The 16,843-nt window shown below is 62.1% G+C and carries 15 protein-coding genes; 7 read left to right on the forward strand and 8 right to left on the reverse strand.

Going from position 1 to position 16,843, the window contains the following annotated elements; all coding sequences use genetic code 11:
• The first annotated feature begins 62 nt into the window (after window positions 1–62).
• A complete protein-coding gene (locus tag AC1D1L_RS00315) occupies window positions 63–1,919 on the forward strand; it encodes an AsmA family protein (protein WP_477337891.1) in 1,857 nt (618 codons plus the stop codon).
• A gap of 67 nt (window positions 1,920–1,986) precedes the next feature.
• Here AC1D1L_RS00315 and AC1D1L_RS00320 read toward each other — a convergent pair whose 3' ends face one another.
• The 7 genes from AC1D1L_RS00320 to AC1D1L_RS00350 all read right to left on the reverse strand — a co-directional run bounded on the left by AC1D1L_RS00320 (window position 1,987) and on the right by AC1D1L_RS00350 (window position 10,072).
• Window positions 1,987–2,805: an ABC transporter permease gene (locus tag AC1D1L_RS00320; protein ID WP_477337893.1), complete on the reverse strand. Its 819-nt coding sequence runs from the start codon at window positions 2,803–2,805 to the stop codon at window positions 1,987–1,989.
• Window positions 2,802–3,767, reverse strand: a complete 966-nt coding sequence (locus AC1D1L_RS00325; protein WP_477337895.1) for an ABC transporter permease subunit — start codon at window positions 3,765–3,767, stop codon at window positions 2,802–2,804. Before AC1D1L_RS00325 ends, AC1D1L_RS00320 begins: the two co-directional genes overlap by 4 nt.
• Before the next feature lie 9 nt (window positions 3,768–3,776).
• Window positions 3,777–4,916, reverse strand: coding sequence for an ABC transporter ATP-binding protein (locus AC1D1L_RS00330; protein ID WP_477337897.1), 1,140 nt, complete (start codon window positions 4,914–4,916; stop codon window positions 3,777–3,779).
• Window positions 4,917–4,997: 81 nt separating this feature from the next.
• On the reverse strand, window positions 4,998–6,095 hold the full coding sequence (locus AC1D1L_RS00335) for a polyamine ABC transporter substrate-binding protein (protein ID WP_477279726.1): 1,098 nt from the start codon (window positions 6,093–6,095) through the stop codon (window positions 4,998–5,000).
• 374 nt (window positions 6,096–6,469) lie between these two features.
• A complete protein-coding gene (locus tag AC1D1L_RS00340; RefSeq protein WP_477337899.1) occupies window positions 6,470–7,405 on the reverse strand; it encodes a DMT family transporter in 936 nt (311 codons plus the stop codon).
• Between the two features lie 184 nt (window positions 7,406–7,589).
• Window positions 7,590–8,489 carry a DUF2167 domain-containing protein gene (locus AC1D1L_RS00345; RefSeq protein WP_477337901.1) on the reverse strand — a complete coding sequence of 300 codons (900 nt, stop codon included), beginning with the start codon at window positions 8,487–8,489 and terminating at the stop codon, window positions 7,590–7,592.
• A 149-nt stretch (window positions 8,490–8,638) separates the two neighbouring features.
• On the reverse strand, window positions 8,639–10,072 hold the full coding sequence (locus AC1D1L_RS00350; RefSeq protein ID WP_477337903.1) for a helix-turn-helix domain-containing protein: 1,434 nt from the start codon (window positions 10,070–10,072) through the stop codon (window positions 8,639–8,641).
• Window positions 10,073–10,320: 248 nt separating this feature from the next.
• Between AC1D1L_RS00350 and aceA the strand changes: the two genes are divergently transcribed.
• The 3 genes from aceA to AC1D1L_RS00365 all read left to right on the forward strand — a co-directional run bounded on the left by aceA (window position 10,321) and on the right by AC1D1L_RS00365 (window position 12,645).
• Window positions 10,321–11,610: an isocitrate lyase gene (gene aceA, locus AC1D1L_RS00355; RefSeq protein WP_477337905.1), complete on the forward strand. Its 1,290-nt coding sequence runs from the start codon at window positions 10,321–10,323 to the stop codon at window positions 11,608–11,610.
• 54 nt (window positions 11,611–11,664) lie between these two features.
• Window positions 11,665–11,907 (forward strand): SMc00767 family acetate metabolism repressor, encoded by a 243-nt coding sequence (locus AC1D1L_RS00360; protein ID WP_006202762.1) that lies wholly within the window; start codon window positions 11,665–11,667, stop codon window positions 11,905–11,907.
• 276 nt (window positions 11,908–12,183) lie between these two features.
• Entirely contained in the window at window positions 12,184–12,645 is a 462-nt protein-coding gene (locus AC1D1L_RS00365) for an ANTAR domain-containing protein (protein WP_142870044.1), read from the forward strand.
• Window positions 12,646–12,685: 40 nt separating this feature from the next.
• Here the strand turns inward: AC1D1L_RS00365 and AC1D1L_RS00370 are convergent, their stop codons facing one another.
• Window positions 12,686–13,402, reverse strand: coding sequence for an HAD family hydrolase (locus AC1D1L_RS00370; protein WP_477337908.1), 717 nt, complete (start codon window positions 13,400–13,402; stop codon window positions 12,686–12,688).
• Between the two features lie 87 nt (window positions 13,403–13,489).
• Here AC1D1L_RS00370 and AC1D1L_RS00375 point away from each other — a divergent pair, with 87 nt between their 5' ends.
• From AC1D1L_RS00375 to AC1D1L_RS00385, 3 genes are all read left to right on the forward strand, one after another.
• Window positions 13,490–14,314: a hypothetical protein gene (locus tag AC1D1L_RS00375; protein WP_477337910.1), complete on the forward strand. Its 825-nt coding sequence runs from the start codon at window positions 13,490–13,492 to the stop codon at window positions 14,312–14,314.
• Window positions 14,315–14,466: 152 nt separating this feature from the next.
• Complete coding sequence (locus AC1D1L_RS00380) at window positions 14,467–15,285, forward strand: ATP-grasp fold amidoligase family protein (protein WP_477337912.1); 819 nt, start codon at window positions 14,467–14,469, stop codon at window positions 15,283–15,285.
• A 102-nt stretch (window positions 15,286–15,387) separates the two neighbouring features.
• Window positions 15,388–16,824: a glutamine synthetase family protein gene (locus tag AC1D1L_RS00385; protein WP_162712151.1), complete on the forward strand. Its 1,437-nt coding sequence runs from the start codon at window positions 15,388–15,390 to the stop codon at window positions 16,822–16,824.
• The last annotated feature ends 19 nt before the right edge of the window (window positions 16,825–16,843 follow it).

Consider the following 16,843-nt stretch of genomic DNA (forward strand, 5'->3'; position numbering starts at 1 on the left):
GCGTCAGCGCTGGGTTACACCCATCGGGCGATTTTTGTCGGAATGAAAGCATACGGGGCGATATGCCATCACCTTTGATCCGGCACGGAATATGGGCGATCGGCGTTGCCGTGCTCGTCATCGCGCTGGTCGTCGCCGCTCTGCCGCTGATTGCCTCGACCCGGATCGTGCGCGACCGCATCGCCTGGGAGATGAGCGCATGGAGCGGTTTCAGGGTCACCATTGACGGTTCGCCACGTATCGAGGTGTGGCCGAACTTCCGCGCCATATTGAGCGACGTCACGCTGTCGCAGTGGACCGAGACCGACGCGCCGCCGGTGATCGAAGCCGAGCGGGTCGAGGTCGACCTTTCAGCCATGGCGGCGCTGCAGGGCGATGTGGTGTTTTCGACGGCGCGGCTGGTGCGGCCGACGATCCGGGTCCAGCGCACCGCAAACGGCATGTTTATGCCCGCCATGCCGACCGGAGGGCGCATCACGCGCTCCATCGACACCGCGCGCGGCGTGGTCAGCGCCGATCCGGCGAAGCCTGATCTGAGCAAGCTGCCGACCGATCCGTTCGGCACTGTGGAGTTCAGGGACGGCCGCCTGGTCGCCTCCATCGGCGGCAAGGACGTCGAATTGCTGACCAGCCTCAGCGGCCAGGCAAACTGGGCGGCGATGAACAGCAATGCGACCTTGTCGGCGACCGGCATCTGGCGCGGCGAAAGCGTCACCGTCGATGCGTCCTCGGCCAATCCGCTGGTTCTGTTTGCCGGCGGTGCTGCGCCAATCACCTTTTCGTTGAAGGCTGCGCCGGCCAGCTTCTCGTTCGACGGCACGGCCGGCATGTCGCAAAACGCCTATTTCGACGGCCAGGTGAAATTCGCCGCACCGTCGCTGCGGCGCGTGCTGGAATGGTCGCAGGCCGGAATTGCACCGGGCGCCGCAATCGGCTCGGTGTCGATTTCGAGCAAGATCACGGCGACGGCCGGCCGCATCAAATTCGAAAACACCGCGGTCGCGCTCGACAACAACCCGGGAATGGGGGCGCTGGACTTCTCGTTCGGCGACGCCTTGCCGGTGATTTCCGGCACGCTCGCCTTCGATACGCTCGATCTCAGGTCGCTGTTCTCCGCCTTCACGCCGCTGGCGCCCACCGGCGAAACCGGCCCCGGGGAAATCGACACCAGCTTTGCCGACCGCGTCAATCTGGATCTGAGGCTATCGGCGGCGCATGCCTCGGCCGGCGCAATCCAGCTTGCCGACGTCGCCGCCACCGCACAGGTCAAGAACGGGCTTGCCGTCTTCGACATTTCCGATGCGTCGGCCTTTGGCGGCAACGTTCAGAGCAGCCTGCGCTTCGACCGCAAGCCGGAGGGTTCGCAGGTCGAGATCCGGCTGCTCGCCTCCGACATTGACGGCGCCGCTTTCGGCAAGGCTGCCGGCATGACGCGATTGGTGCCGGCCAGCACCGGCACGGTCTCGGTTATCCTCAAAGGGCCGGGGAAATCGTGGGACTCGATCTTCGAGACCGCTGACGGCTCGGTCTCGGCGACGTTCGGGCCAGGCGCACTGAGCGGGCTCAATTTGCCGGCGTTTCTGAAGCACACCGAACAGGGCGGCTTCTTCGCGCTCGACGATGTCTCGGACGGGACGCTGCCGATCGACGGCGCCGAGCTCAAGGCCACCATCTCGAAGGGTGTGGCGCGGCTGGACAAGGCCGAGGCCAATTCGGCGAAATACAAGATCTGGCTGTCCGGCATCGCGTCCTATGGCGGACGCGGGCTGGCGCTGTCGGGCGGTATCACCCAGGCCGATCCGGCGGCAGCGCCGGCCAATGGCCAGCAGGGCCCCAACAATCAGTCATCCTTCTTCGTCGGCGGCACCTGGAGCACACCGTTCATCTCGCCGATCAGCCGCGGCATTTCGGGCGAATAGGCAGCCCCTCCCCGGGAGCTGCCGTGCTCTGTTTGTTTGACACAATTCCGAACGGAATTGCTCGGGATCAGCCGCGCTGCGCGGCCTGTTCGTCGAGCTGACGCTGCACCTCACGCCGCTTGTTGGCGACCGAGGCGATGACGACACCGACTGCCACAACCGCGATCAGGATGGTGCAGGCGGCATTGATCTCCGGCGTCACGCCGAGACGCACCTGGCTGTAGATCTTCATCGGCAGCGTGGTGGCGCCGGGGCCAGACGTGAAGGACGCGATCACCAGATCGTCGAGCGAGAGGGTAAAGGCCAGCATCCAGCCGGACACGATAGCCGGCATGATGACCGGCAGCGTGATCTGGAAGAAGGTCTTCACAGGTGTTGCGCCGAGATCCATCGCGGCCTCCTCCAGCGACTGGTCGAACGAAACCAGGCGCGACTGCACGACAACGGCCACGAAGCACATGGTCAGAGTGATGTGGGCAAGCGTGACGGTGAAGAAACCACGGTCGAGACCGACGGCAACGAACAACAACAGCAACGACAGACCGGTGATGACTTCCGGCATGACCAGCGGCGCGAACACCATGCCGGAAAACAGGATGCGGCCCCGGAAGCGGGTGTAGCGGGTCAAGGTGAGGGCCGCCAGCGTGCCGAGCACGGTTGCCACCGTGGCGGAGATGACACCGACGCGCGCCGTCACCCAAGTGGCGTCCATCAGCCCCTGATTGTGGAACAGCGAAACATACCATTTGGTCGAGAAACCGCCCCAGACGGTGACCAGCTTCGATTCGTTGAACGAGAAGACGACGAGCAGCACGATCGGCAGATAGAGGAAGGCAAAGCCCAGCACGACCGAAGTGACGTTGAAGCGGCTCCAGGTGGCGTTCATTTGTCCTGCTCCTGGGCACGTGCCTGGGCCTGCTGGAACAGCATGATCGGCACGATCAAGAGCAGCAGCAGGATGACGGCGACGGCCGACGACACCGGCCAGTCGCGGTTGGCGAAAAACTCGTTCCACAAGGTCTTGCCGATCATCAGCGTCTGCGAGCCGCCGAGCAGGTCGGGAATGACGAACTCGCCGACGGCCGGGATGAACACCAGCAGGCAACCGGCAATGACGCCAGGCAGCGACAGCGGGAAGGTGATCTTCCAGAAGGCGGCGGTCGGCGGACAGCCGAGGTCCTTGGCTGCCTCAATCAGCGAATAATCCATCTTCTCCAGCGACGAATAGAGCGGCAGCACCATGAATGGCAGGTAGGAATAGACGATGCCGATGAAGATCGCTGTGTAGGTGTTGAGGATGATCAGCGGCTGATTGATGACGTGCAGCGACAGCAGCAGCTGGTTGAGCAACCCTTCGGGCTTGAGGATGCCGATCCAGGCGTAGACGCGGATCAGGAACGAGGTCCAGAACGGCAGGATCACCAGCATCAGCAAGGTCGGGCGGATGGTCACCGGCGCGCGCGCCATCCCGTAGGCGATGGGGAAGCCGACGAGCAAGGTCAGGATCGTCGAGACTGCAGCGATAATGACGCTGGTGACATAGGCTTTGAAGTAAAGCGCGTCCTGCGTCAGCCAGACATAATTGTCGAAGTTGAGATCGCGGAAGCCGGCGAAGAAACCGGAAATGCCGTCCGTGAAGTCGAGCACGGGCGTGTAGGGCGGCATGGCGATTGCCGATTGCGACAGCGAAATCTTGAAGACGATGATGAACGGGATGAAGAAGAAGAACAGCAGCCAGAGATAGGGGACGATGATGACGAGCCGACTGACAAAGCCGGCGCCGAGCCGTGTGAGCAATGGTTTGGCCGCTGTCGATGGGCCGGCGTCGGTGATGGCAATGTTGGACATGGCCGCCCCCTATCGTGTCAGCACGACGCCGGCGTCCGGCCGGAAGGAGACCCAGGCACGGTCGTTCCAGGTCAGCGGATCCTCGGTGACGCGCGCCGCGTTGAGCGCGCTTGCCCGCACCATCTGCCCGTCGTCAAGCCTGATATGATAGACGGTCATATCGCCGAGATATGCGACGTCATAAACCTCCCCTTCGAGCACATTGGCGCCATCGGCCGGCTTTTTGGACGACACCTTGATCTTCTCCGGCCTGATGGCGAAGACGATGTTGGAACCAGCGACGGCATCGGCGCTGTTTTCGACGACGATCTGGGCTCCGGTCGCTCCGGTGATGCGCGTCGTGTTCCCCGCGCGCTCGGCGACCTTGCCTTCGAACATGTTCACATTGCCAACAAAGTGGGCGACGAAGCGCGAGCTGGGCGCCTCATAGACTTCGGCGGGCGTGGCGACCTGCATCACCTCGCCCTTTTCAAGGATGGCGATGCGGTCGGCCATGGTCATGGCCTCCTCCTGGTCGTGGGTAACGACGACAAAGGTGAGCCCCAGCGTCTGCTGCATATCCATCAGCTCGAACTGCGTTTCCTCGCGCAGTTTCTTGTCGAGTGCGCCGAGCGGCTCGTCGAGCAGCAACACTTTTGGCCGCTTGGCAACCGAGCGGGCGAGCGCGACGCGCTGGCGCTGGCCGCCCGACAATTGGTGCGGCTTACGCTTGGCGAACTGCTCGAGCTTGACTAGCTTCAGCATCTCGGCGACGCGCTTTTCGATATCCGGCGCCGGCATGCCTTCCTGCTTGAGGCCGAAGGCGATGTTCTTTTCCACGCTCATATGCGGGAACAGCGCATAGGACTGGAACATCATGTTGACCGGGCGCCGGTAGGGCGGGATGCCGCGCAGGTCCTGGCCGTCGAGAAGGATGCGGCCGGCGGTCGGCTCCTCGAAGCCGGCGAGCATCCGCAGCAGCGTCGACTTTCCGCAGCCGGACGCGCCGAGCAGCGCGAAGAACTCGCGCTCGAAAATGGTCAGCGACAGATTGTTGACGGCGGTGAAGTCGCCGAACTTCTTGGTGACGTTCTCGAATTGAATGTATGGCTTGGCGTTCGGGTCGTTCCATGGCGCGAAATCCCTGCGGATGCTGCCAAGCGATTTCATGTCCCACTCCGTCCTGTTTTTTTGCTTCTTGCCCCAGAAGAATGGCCCCGGCAGGTGACTGCCGGGGCCATGTCGCATTGCTTACTGGCCGGTGACGATCTTGGTCCAGCTGCGCGTGATCAGACGCTGCGTCTTGGGATCGTAGGGCTGGACCGTATAGAGTTTTTTCAAGGTCTCGGCGTCCGGATAGACCGCCGGATCATCCAGCAGCGCCTTGTCGACGAACTGCTGCGAGGCCTTGTTGCCGTTGGCGTACAACACATAGTTGGACGACTTGGCGATCACTTCCGGCTTCATCATGTAGTTGAGGAATTCGAGTGCCTCGGCGACATGCGGCGCATCGGCAGGGATCGCCATCTGGTCGAACCACATCTGCGCGCCTTCCTTGGGCACGGAATAGCCGATCTCGACGCCCTGCTTGGCCTCCACGGCCCGGTTGCGCGCCTGGAAGACGTCACCCGACCAGCCGACCGCCAGGCAGATATCGCCATTGGCGAGGGCGTTGATGTATTCCGACGAGTGGAATTTGCGGATGTAGGGCCGCACCTTCAGCAAGGTTTCCTCGGCCTTGGCGATGTCGTCGGGCGAGGTGCTGTTGGGGTCGAGGCCGAGATATTTCAGTGCCGCCGGGATGATGTCGGCAGGCGAGTCCAGCACATAGACGCCGCAGTCCTTCAGCTTGGCCAGGCTGTCGGGATTGAAGAACACATCCCAGCTGTCGATCTTGTCGGTGCCGAGTGCTGCCTGCACCTTCTTGATGTTGTAGCCGATGCCGACGGTTCCCCACATGTAGTTGATCGAGTATTCATTGCCCGGATCGTATTTGGCGGTCCGTTCCAGAACGGTGTCCCACATGTTGGAGATGTTCGGCAGCTTCGACTTGTCGAGCTTCTGGAACACACCGGCCTGGATCTGGCGCGCCAGGAAATTGCCGCTGGGCACGACGACGTCGTAGCCGCTGCCGCCGGCAAGCAGCTTGGTCTCGAGGATCTCGTTGGAATCGAAGGTGTCATAGACCACCTTGATGCCGGTTTCCTTGGTGAAGTCCTCGATGATCGAGCTGTCGATATAATCCGACCAGTTGAAGACGTTGACGACGCGGTCCTCGGCATGGCCACCGACGGTAAAAAGCGTCAGAAATGCCGAGGTTGCCGAAAGCCAGAGCGCTTTGCGGATCATGCTGTTCTCCTTTGATGAGTGTTCCTTCGCCAATTCGTCGCTGTTCCAGCGCGATTGGGCATTTGCTTCAGAGTATTGAGCTTTCCGGGCAGCCACAAGCGCGAACTGCCGGCACCATGCGGGCGGTTCGAGCGATGGATGATGGCTCTGTGTGCCCGCCTGGCGGGTACGCCGACGCCGTCAGAGGCTTTCGCCGTGGCGCGGGCAGGGATACGACGCTGTGATCCGGTCTTGGTCCGACCGGCGGGGACACTTGGCAAGATACGCCTGTCTTGTTGTTGCCGTGTCTCCAGCCTGCCCGTGCGGTAGCAACGTTGTCAATGGCCCATCTCGCGCTTTGGGCGCGCGGCTCCGTCAAACGGGCAAAGGCAGCGTCAATTCGGGGAAGGCAGGCCGGTGACGCCGGGCCGCGCCGGCCGCGCCTGGCGCTTGAATTCGATCCCGATATGGACGAGCAGCGCGGCAACCACAACGGCGCCGCCGATGATGGTGCGCACCGAGGGCACCTCGGCATGGACGAGCCAGACCCAGATCGGGCCAAGGATCGGCTCGAACGTGCCGAGCAATGCAGCGATCGCCGCCGGGACCAGCCGGGCGCCGGTGGCGAAGAAGGCAAGGCCAAGGCCGAGATTGACGACGCCGAAGGCAAACAGGAAAGCCATGTCGTGGCCGGAAACCGCAAACTGCGTGGCTTGCGACGCGGCAAACGCCGCTGCCAGCATCGTGCCTAGGCAGGTCGCCGGTGTCATGCGGACATGGGCGAAGCGACGGGTGATAACGGTGGCAATCGAGAACATGACGGCGATCACCAGCGCCAGCCCGTCGCCGATCGGCGATACGGCGCCGTCGAGCGAATCCGACACCATGATGGCGACGCCGGCGATGACGGCGGCAATCGCCACCCAGGTCGCGACGGCGACGCGTTCGCGAAACAGCACCCAGGCAAGCAATGCCGCCAGCAGCGGCACGCCGGCCTGCATCAACAGGATGTTGGCGACGGTGGTGTAGGCAAGCGCGACAACGAAGCACGTCGAGGCAGTGGCGAAGCACACGGCAACGGCAAGGCCGGGCAGGCCCATGTCGCGAAACAGCCGCGGCACGCCGCGCCAGCCGTCGCGCCAGGCCATGAAGCAAATCAGGAACGCAGCCGCCCACAGCGAGCGCCAGAACACCACCGTCCAGCTGTCGGCAGTGCCGATAAAGCGGGCAATGGTGCCACCAAAGCTCCACATCAGCGCCGACAGGAACACCAGCAGGAAGCCGATGCGCTCGTCGCGCGGCGACACGGCCGGCGAAGCAGTTATCGGCATTAATGCGGTGTCGGTCATGGTTGCGACTGTCGGCTATCTCGGGACGGCATGATGCACAATGGACGACGGAAACGTGCCGCATTCGCCTAGCGCAAAGGCTGCAGCCGGACGTGATCCAGCCCGGCATTCCCTTTGGCGCACCGCCTGCCAGCCGGCGGCATTCAGTCAAAAAAGTCGATGGCGCCTATGACGTGGTCTTGTTGCCGCGGATGAAGCGCCAGAGACCGGCCAGCGGAACCAACACGAGAATGCCGAACTTCTTCAGCGCGATCAGCGCGACGGCAATCAGCCCTGCCTTGGCCGCCAGTTTGCCGGCGATGAGGCCGCCAATGCCGACTGCGGCGATGGTGTCGGTGCCTGGCAGGAAGTCGGTGTATTTCTTGCCGGTGTTGAAATCGGCAACGCCGAGCACTTCATCCAGGCTCTGCTTGATCTCCGGCAATTGTTCCACCGTGGCGATGTAGCTCATCACGAAGACGCCTTCCCGGCCGAGGAAACGGACATCGTAGTTGAGCGTGTGGACGGTATCGTCGCCGAACTGCAGCTCCTTTGCCCAGTGCAGCCGCTTATGGACGAAATCATAGACAGGGGGCGAAGCCCAGCCGATCAGCTTGATCGGCTGATAGCCGTCCTTCACCCGCTGATCGTTGGCCGACAAAGTGTCCGCCTGCATGCTGCTCAGCAGTTCGGCGTAGTCGATGGCGGCGGCGTTGCTGTCATCGACATAGCCGATCTTTTCATAGCGCAGCTCGATGCCCCAACCGTTGCCGGCGATGGGTTCATACTTGGCCGGGAAAATCATGCCGATCGCTTCAGAGGCGGTATCAGGCGGGTTGCCCCAGGCCTCGGTCAGAACGGATGTCGCATCCTTCTTGTCCAGAAAGTAGAACTTGTCCTTGAGATCGAGATGGATGCCCTCCGGAAGGTCGACCGCGCCGGTCTTCGGATTGATCTTGTCCAGGAATGCCTTGCCGTCGTCGCTATACTGTTGATAGCCCTTGAAGAATTCAGAGGATTTTTCCGCCAGAGCAGGCCCTGCCGAAAAGGCAAGCGCCACGCCAAGCCACAAAGCTTTCCCGTCCATATAAGCCACCCCCTTGGCTGCCCTCACCTTTCGATACCGCAGCGCCGATGCTTAATCAATATTTCCATCGCCTCGGCTGGGACAGGATCTATATTTCTCGTCGCTAATGTGCAGGCGCCTCTTCGAGGACCCCCAAACCTCGACAAGCATCACTGAAAGTCGAAGGCGCTCAAGCCCGTCACCATCTCGTCGAGGCCGAGCGGGCGGGTCACCGGCGGCTCGGCGCGGGCGAGACAGCCGATGCGTTCGCACAGCCGGCAAGCCGGGCCGATCGCCGTGGCGGCGCCCTGTCCGGTCTTTGCCGACGCCGGCAGCCCCGCGCCATAGACGATCTCGTCGCGAAAGCCGATGTCGCAGCCCAACAGCAGCGCGGTACGGCGCGGGCGCTCCGAGAACGAGCCTTGCGGCCCCTCGAGCGTGCGGGCGATGCAGAGGAACTCGGCGCCGTCAGGCATTTCTACAGCCTCCACCAGAATCTGGCCAGGCAGTGCAAAGGCGGCATGCACAGGCAGTTTCGGACAGCCGCCGCCAAAACGGCTCTGTGGAAAGCCTTGGCCGCCCGCCTTGCGGAAGCGGTTTCCCGCATTGTCGACCTCGAGCATGAAGAACGGCACACCGGAGGCACCCGGACGCTGCAGGGTGGTCAGACGGTTGGCCGCCTGCTCGAAGGAAACGCCGAAGCGCGAGCGCAGCACATCGATGTCATAGCGGGCCCGAACGGCGGCGGCATGAAAGGCCTGGTAAGGCATCATCAAGGCATGGGCGGCGTAGCGGCCGAGTTCGAAGCGGGCGAGCCGGCGGGCTTCATCGGTGCCGAGCTTCAGCGCCTGGATTTCGCCGGCGACTGCGACGGTCATGCGGATCAGGCAGGCCTCCATGGCGACCTCGCGCAACTGGTCGAAAGGCGACAACCGTTCGGACAGGAACAGGCGCTGCGAATGGCGGTCATAGCGGCGGCGCCAGTTCGGCATGGTGGCGACTGGCAACACCTTGACGACGATGCCGTATTCGCGCTTCAGCCAGGCCTTTAGCGCGCCGAACAGATCATCGCCCGGGTCGAGCACCGAGGTGAAGGCCTCGGCCTCTTCCTCGAGTGCTGCAAAATGGTTCGGCCGGCGTTCGAAAATCTCGTGCACCTCGTCGATCGGCAGCCTGGCGCCGGAAAGTGCTGTTGCCCTGCCCTCGCGCGCCAGCAGCTCGTTGAGATCGGACAGCCGCTCGGCCTGCTCGCGATAGGCGCGAAACAGCTTTATCATCGCGGCCGATGCGTTGGGCGCAGCCTCGGCGAGCTCGATCAGCTCCTGGTCGCCTGGCAATTCGCCGGCAAGCAGCGGATCGCTGAACACCTCCTTCAAGGCCGAGATCGACCCCCTCGCCTCGCCCTGCAGCTCATGCGGGTCGACCTTGTAGACCGAGGCCAGTTTCAGGATCAGCTGCACCGTCAGCGGCCGCTGATTGCGCTCGATAAGATTGAGATAGGAGGGCGAGATGCCGAGGCCTTCGGCCATCGCCGTCTGGGTCAGGCCCTTGGCGAGGCGGATGCGGCGGATGCGCGGCCCCGCAAAGATCTTCTGGTCGGCCATCGGCTGTCCTTGACAGGAATTTTACACCGCTTGCGCGCCATGAGCGCGCATCGGTTTTTACAATCGTGACAAATTTACAGGGCTCGCCCGTCAAACACAACACAGGTTTTCTCTTATTTTCTGCGAGATATGGCGGTTTCTCTAGGCTCTCTTCGCGCCGCAATGTAAATGATGTCACACATTGACGGCGCACAATCTCCGATGACGCGGCGTTGCAGACACTGGCATCGATTGATCTGGAGTGAAAAATGACCGATTTTTACAATCTCGTCCCATCCGCGCCCGAAGGCCGCTTCGACGGCATCGAACGGCCTTACTCGCCGGACGATGTGAAGCGGCTGCGCGGCTCGGTCCAGATCCGCCAGAGCCTTGCCGAAATGGGCGCCAACCGGCTGTGGAAGCTCATCCACGAGGAAGACTTCGTCAACGCGCTCGGCGCCATGTCGGGCAACCAGGCGATGCAGCAGGTGCGCGCCGGGCTGAAAGCAATCTATCTCTCAGGCTGGCAGGTCGCCGCCGACGCCAACACCGCGTCGGCCATGTATCCGGACCAGTCGCTTTATCCCGCCAATGCGGCGCCGGAACTGGTCAAGCGCATCAACCGCACGCTGCAGCGCGCCGACCAGATCGAGACCTCGGAAGGCAACAGCCTGTCGGTCGATACCTGGTTCGCGCCGATCGTCGCCGATGCGGAGGCCGGGTTCGGCGGACCGCTCAACGCCTTCGAGATCATGAAGGCGTTCATCGAGGCGGGCGCCGCCGGCGTCCACTATGAGGATCAGCTGGCCTCGGAAAAGAAATGCGGCCATCTCGGCGGCAAGGTGTTGATCCCGACCGCGGCGCATATCCGCAACCTCAATGCGGCGCGCCTTGCGGCCGACGTGATGGGCACGCCGACGCTGGTCGTGGCGCGCACCGACGCGGAAGCGGCAAAACTGTTGACCTCGGACATTGACGAGCGCGACCAGCCGTTCGTCGACTACGATGCCGGCCGCACGGTCGAAGGCTTCTACCAGGTCAGGAACGGCATCGAACCATGCATCGCGCGCGCCATTGCCTATGCGCCGCATGCCGACCTGATCTGGTGCGAGACCTCGAAGCCCGATCTGGCGCAGGCCAAGAAGTTCGCCGAGGGCGTGCGCAGGCATCACCCTGGCAAGCTGCTCGCCTATAATTGCTCGCCGTCGTTCAACTGGAAGAAGAACCTCGACGACGCGACGATCGCCAAGTTCCAGCGCGAGCTAGGCGCCATGGGCTACAAGTTCCAGTTCATCACGTTGGCCGGTTTCCATCAGCTCAATTTCGGCATGTTCGAGCTGGCCCGCGGCTACAAAGCGCGGCAGATGGCGGCCTATTCCGAGCTGCAGGAAGCCGAGTTCGCGGCCGAAGTCCATGGCTACACCGCGACCAAGCACCAGCGCGAGGTCGGCACCGGCTATTTCGATGCGGTGTCGATGGCGATCAGCGGCGGCCAGTCATCGACCACCGCCATGCATGAATCGACCGAGCATGCCCAGTTCAAGCCGGCAGCGGAATAACAGCGAACAACCAGAGGAAACGCCCAACAGGGCAAGGGACACAGGAGAAGAAAAATGGCATCGATAAGCCGCGTCAAGGAACGTGCAGAAGAGCAGTCCACCACCATGAGCGTCGACCAGCAGGCGACCATCCGCATGCTGGCTAACGACCTGCACAGGCTCAATCAATCGGTGATGAAGGCAGTCGAGGCGGGCGTTTCGGTGGAACTGGTGCGCTCGGCTCGGCACCATGGCGGCGACGGCAATTGGGGTGACCTGCTGATCCCGGTGATCGTCACGCAGCAGAGTCACGGATGATCTTCCCTCACGGAAGCTTTGTGCTTGCGGAATCTTCTGACACGGTCATGCACCGGCTGATTTCAACGTCACCCGCGCGTTTTCAGCGCGGGTGACTTTCGCTTCTGAGCACGAACTTAACTACAGTCTGAAAACAGACCTTGGTTTCGCGGTTTAATATTTCTGGCTATATTTCCCGGCTCCGCCATTTCAGCTTGACATGGCGCGCGATCTCGCGCCAATTGGCTCTCGTATTTCAACCCTGCATTGAAGCAGCGCCGAGTGCCCGCAACGCCCATGTGCCCTGTGAATCGCGAGACCGACACCGCCAAACATCTGAAGTCGACAAGCAGGGATGCGAACTCCGAGATATCAACGGATTTCTCCCACGTGCTGGTCGTCGGAAAATCGCCGATCAACCGGGTGGTGGTGTCGAAGATCGTCGAGAAGTCCGGGCTGAAGCCGATCTCCGAGTCACTCGAAATGGCGACCAAGACACTGCGCACCCTCATTCCGGGCGCCGTCGTTCTCGATGGCGGCGCCGACAACAAGGATTGCGACGCGCTGATGTCGGCCATCGATGCCTTGCGGCGAGCGTCGGGCCGGTCGCTTCCCTCGGTGATCCTGCTTTCAACCAAGACCGGCACGCCCGAAAGCCTCGGGCTGTCCAGCGTGGTCGATGTGGTGGTGACCAAGCCGATCACCACCGAAAGGCTGCAGCCGGTGATCGACCGGCTGATCGGTCTCGGGCGCGGCTGATCGCACTCCGCGCTTCACTGTCTGAAACGAGGTAAGGCGGTCAACCTTTCCTGTCGATGCTTTCGATCAAGGCCGGCAGTTCACCAAGATCGGCAATCGAGCGGAAGCGGGGAGCTTCGACCGGCGGCTCGACGTGTTCCAGCACCCAGGTCAGTTCGTGCGGCACGTGGACGCCCCAGCTGCCGGCCTCGATGGCCGGCACAACGTCGGACTTCAGCGAGTTGCCGACCATCATGCTGTTCTGCGGGCTACCGCCATGGCGACTGAATATCCGGGCATACGTGGCGGCGCTCTTGTCGCTGACGATCTCGACGGCGTCGAACAGATCGCCAAGGCCCGAGGCCGCCAGCTTGCGCTCCTGGTCGAACAGATCGCCCTTGGTGATCAGCACCAGATGATAGGCGCCGGCGAGCCTTTCCACGGTCTCGCGCGCATGCGGCAGCGCCTCGACAGGGTGGCCGAGCATGTCGCGGCCGGCGGCAAGGATTTCGGCGATGGTCGCGGCCGGCACACGGCCCTCGGTCACCTCGATCGCCGTCTCGATCATTGAGAGGGTGAACCCCTTGATACCGAAACCGTAAACGGCAAGGTTGCGCTTTTCGGCTTCGAGCAGCCGCGCCGAGATGTGCTCGACCTCGCCATGATCGGCGAGCAATGCCGCAAAGCGCTTTTCGGTCATGCGGAAGAACTGCTCGTTCTGCCACAGCGTGTCGTCGGCATCGAAGCCGATGGTTGTCAGATGTTTGCGAGGCTGCATGGTCGACTGCCCGTTTGCGTGAATGTCGTGGTGTAGACGTTGTCGCCGGGCGCTGCTAGCTAAGGCAAGGGTTATGGGTTGGGCAGTATGACGGAACCGAGCGTCTGGAAGGATAGGCTGGAGCGGATTCTGGGGTCCTTGCAAGGTCATAATCCGACCGAGCTCATCAATGCCATCCGAGATCTCGGTATCGCCATGGGACACGATGCCGGCGAAGGATTGCTTGACGCCCACCCGGAACTCTTCTCGTACCGACCGGCGCTTACCGCCGCATTCGGCAAGATGGTGCAGGCGCAGGACACCGCCGAGATCAGGCAGATGCTGGATCAGAATCTGGATGGTCCGGCATCGTTCGGACGGATCGCGGCAGGGAAAACAAGCATAGGCGTGCTATCGTCAAAGGATGCCTATAACCGCCTCGACGAAGTCTTCGATCATGTCGATTTCGATAATTGCCGCCGCGCTGTCATGGTCGGCTGCGGCGGGCGACCATTCACCATGTTCCGTATTCACGATCAAACAACGGTCCCTGAGATCATCGGCCTCGACATCGAGCCCGAAGCCGTCGAAACGGCAAACAGGCTCGCGGCCAAGCTCGGCTATATGCGCATGCGGGCCGAGCTTTGCGACGGGTGCGATTATGATTATAGCGACGCTGAGGTTGTCTATGTCGCGAGCATGGTTTCGCCCAAGGCAGCCGTCGTGTCTCGTATAGCCGATACCGCGCCAGACACTGTGCAGATCGTGTTGTGGGAGCCAGTTTCGCTAGGCAGGCTTTGGGCTGAAAATGCGGAACGCACACTTGACCCCCGGCTTGAGGTCATTGGCCGCACGAGCATTTCGCGAAACATGACGAGAGACGTGTTCGTCGCCCGACGAGGCGGTTCATCTTCCACCCGGCAGCTGGGCTGATCGTGCCGGCTCTTGGAACGAGCGATCGAGCGATCCTCGCCTTGGCGCGGGCATGGTGCCTGGTGCGCCATCCCATGATTTGCATACGCACATTCGACCATAGTGGCGTGTTGCCGGATCCGGCGAGACCCGCTTCCTATGCGGACAAGTTCTTGTGGCGAAAGCTTTTCGACCACAATCCGTTTTTCACGACGGCTTGCGACAAGCTCGCTTCGAAAACCTACGCATTGTCCACCTGTCCAGAACTCAGGACTGCCGAGGTCCTATGGTCTGGGGCCGACGCCACAAAGATTCCGACAGAGCTGTTTGCCGGCAATGTCGTGGTGAAAGCCAATCACGGCTGCCGCTGGAACATGATGATCCGCAATGGCGTTGTGGACAGAGCCAAGCTGCGCCGGCGTACCGCTCGCTGGATGCGCCGCCGCTATGGCAGGAAATTCGGCGAATGGGGCTACAGGGACGCCACCAGGCGCATCCTTGTGGAAGAGATGCTGATCGAGAACGGTGAGCCGATCCGCCTGGAATACAAGTTCCACGTGTCTCGCGGGACGACCGCCTATGTCTATGCCGCACGACGGGACGAGCAAGGCAACGAACAAAAATGTCATTTCGACCGTGACGGTAACTATGCACCGCCGCCGCCGGGAAGCGGCCCCCAATGGGTGAAGATTGACCTACCTGCATCCTTCCCGCGCATGCTTGAAATCGCGGAGAAACTGACAGCGCCGTTCGATCACATGCGTTGCGATTTCTACGACCTCAACGGCGTCGTCTTCTTTTCGGAATTCTCCGTCTATCCGCTGTCCGGCAAAGGCATCATCAACACCCGGCTCAGAGATTTGTGCAGCGACAGTTGGGATTTGCGCCAATCCTGGTTTCTGACCGCACCGCAGACCGGATGGCGCAGGCTCTATGCCGGCGCTTTGCATCGATGGCTGGACACGAACGCGCTGCCCGGCAAACCCTTCTAGCCGAAGTCCATCCCGTTGCTGGCACAACCTATCGGGTGGCCTCCCCTTCCCTTCCATCACCCGCCCCGGCTATACTCCAAAATCCGCAACCCAATCTGGTGAATGATGCCGCCTGCAAAAAAGGAAGTCCGTCCGTCGAGCCGCGGAGGACGCGTCCGCACGCCTGCCTTCGTGAAAAACCAACGCGGCGTGAAGAACTGGAAGGAAGTCAGCGCCTGGCTGGAATGGCGCGGCATCGAAGACATCGAATGCATCACACCCGACCAGGCCGGCGTCGCCCGCGGCAAGATGATGCCATCGAAGAAATTCACCTCCAACACCTCGCTGGCGCTGCCTTCGGCAGTGTTCATGACGACGATTTCGGGCGGCTATCCCGAGGATGGTAACGGTTTTCACTATCCGGAAGACGATGGCGATCTGAAGCTGATGCCGGATCTGTCGACCCTGACCGTGGTGCCGTGGGAAGAAGACCCGACGGCAGCTGTCATCTGCGACCTCGTCCACCAGGACGGCCGCTCGGTCGAGTTCACGCCGCGCAACGTGCTGAAGCGCGTGCTGGCTGCCTATGACAAGCGCGGGCTGAAGCCGGTGGTGGCGCCCGAGATCGAATTCTACCTGGTGCGCAAGAACCCCGATCCGGACTATCCGCTGACGCCGCCGGTCGGGCGTTCGGGACGGGCCATCGGCGGCGGCGCCGGCTATTCGATCGCCGGCGTCAACGAGTTCGACGAACTGATCGACGACATCTACCATTTCTCGGAAAGCCAGGGCCTGGAGATCGACACGCTGATCCATGAGGAGGGCGCCGGCCAGCTCGAGATCAATCTGCGCCACGGCGATCCGATCGAGCTTGCCGACCAGGTGTTCATGTTCAAGCGCACCATCCGCGAGGCGGCGCTGAAGCACGAGATCTACGCCACGTTCATGGCGAAGCCCATCCAGGGCCAGCCTGGCTCGGCCATGCACATCCACCAGTCGATCATCGACAAGAAGACCGGACAGAACATCTTTTCGGCCGAAGACGGCTCGGAAACCGACGACTTCTTCCATTTCATCGGCGGCATGCAGAAGCATGTGCCGAATGCACTGGTGATGTTCGCGCCCTATGTCAATTCCTACCGCCGGCTGACGCAGTCGGCCTCGGCACCGGTCAACAACAAATGGGGATATGACAACCGCACCACGGCGTTCCGCGTGCCGCGCTCGGACCCGGCGGCGCGACGTGTCGAAAACCGCATCCCGTCTTCCGACGCCAATCCCTATCTGGCGCTGGCGGCGTCGCTTGCCTGCGGGCTGATCGGCATGACCAACAAGATCAAGGCCGAGCCTCCGGTGCTCACCACCGCCAATGCCGACGAGATCGACCTGCCGCGGGGCCTGCTCGAGGCCGTCGACCTGTTCGAAGGCGACGAGGAATTGTGCGCCCTCCTGGGCAAGTCCTTCGCCGCCACCTATGCGGCGATCAAGCGGGCGGAATTCGAGACCTTCATGGAAGTGATCAGCCCGTGGGAGCGGGAGTATTTGTTGCTGAATGTTTAGGGGAATAGGGGAGTAAGGC

The organism is Mesorhizobium sp. P2_D6 (assembly GCF_056404315.1).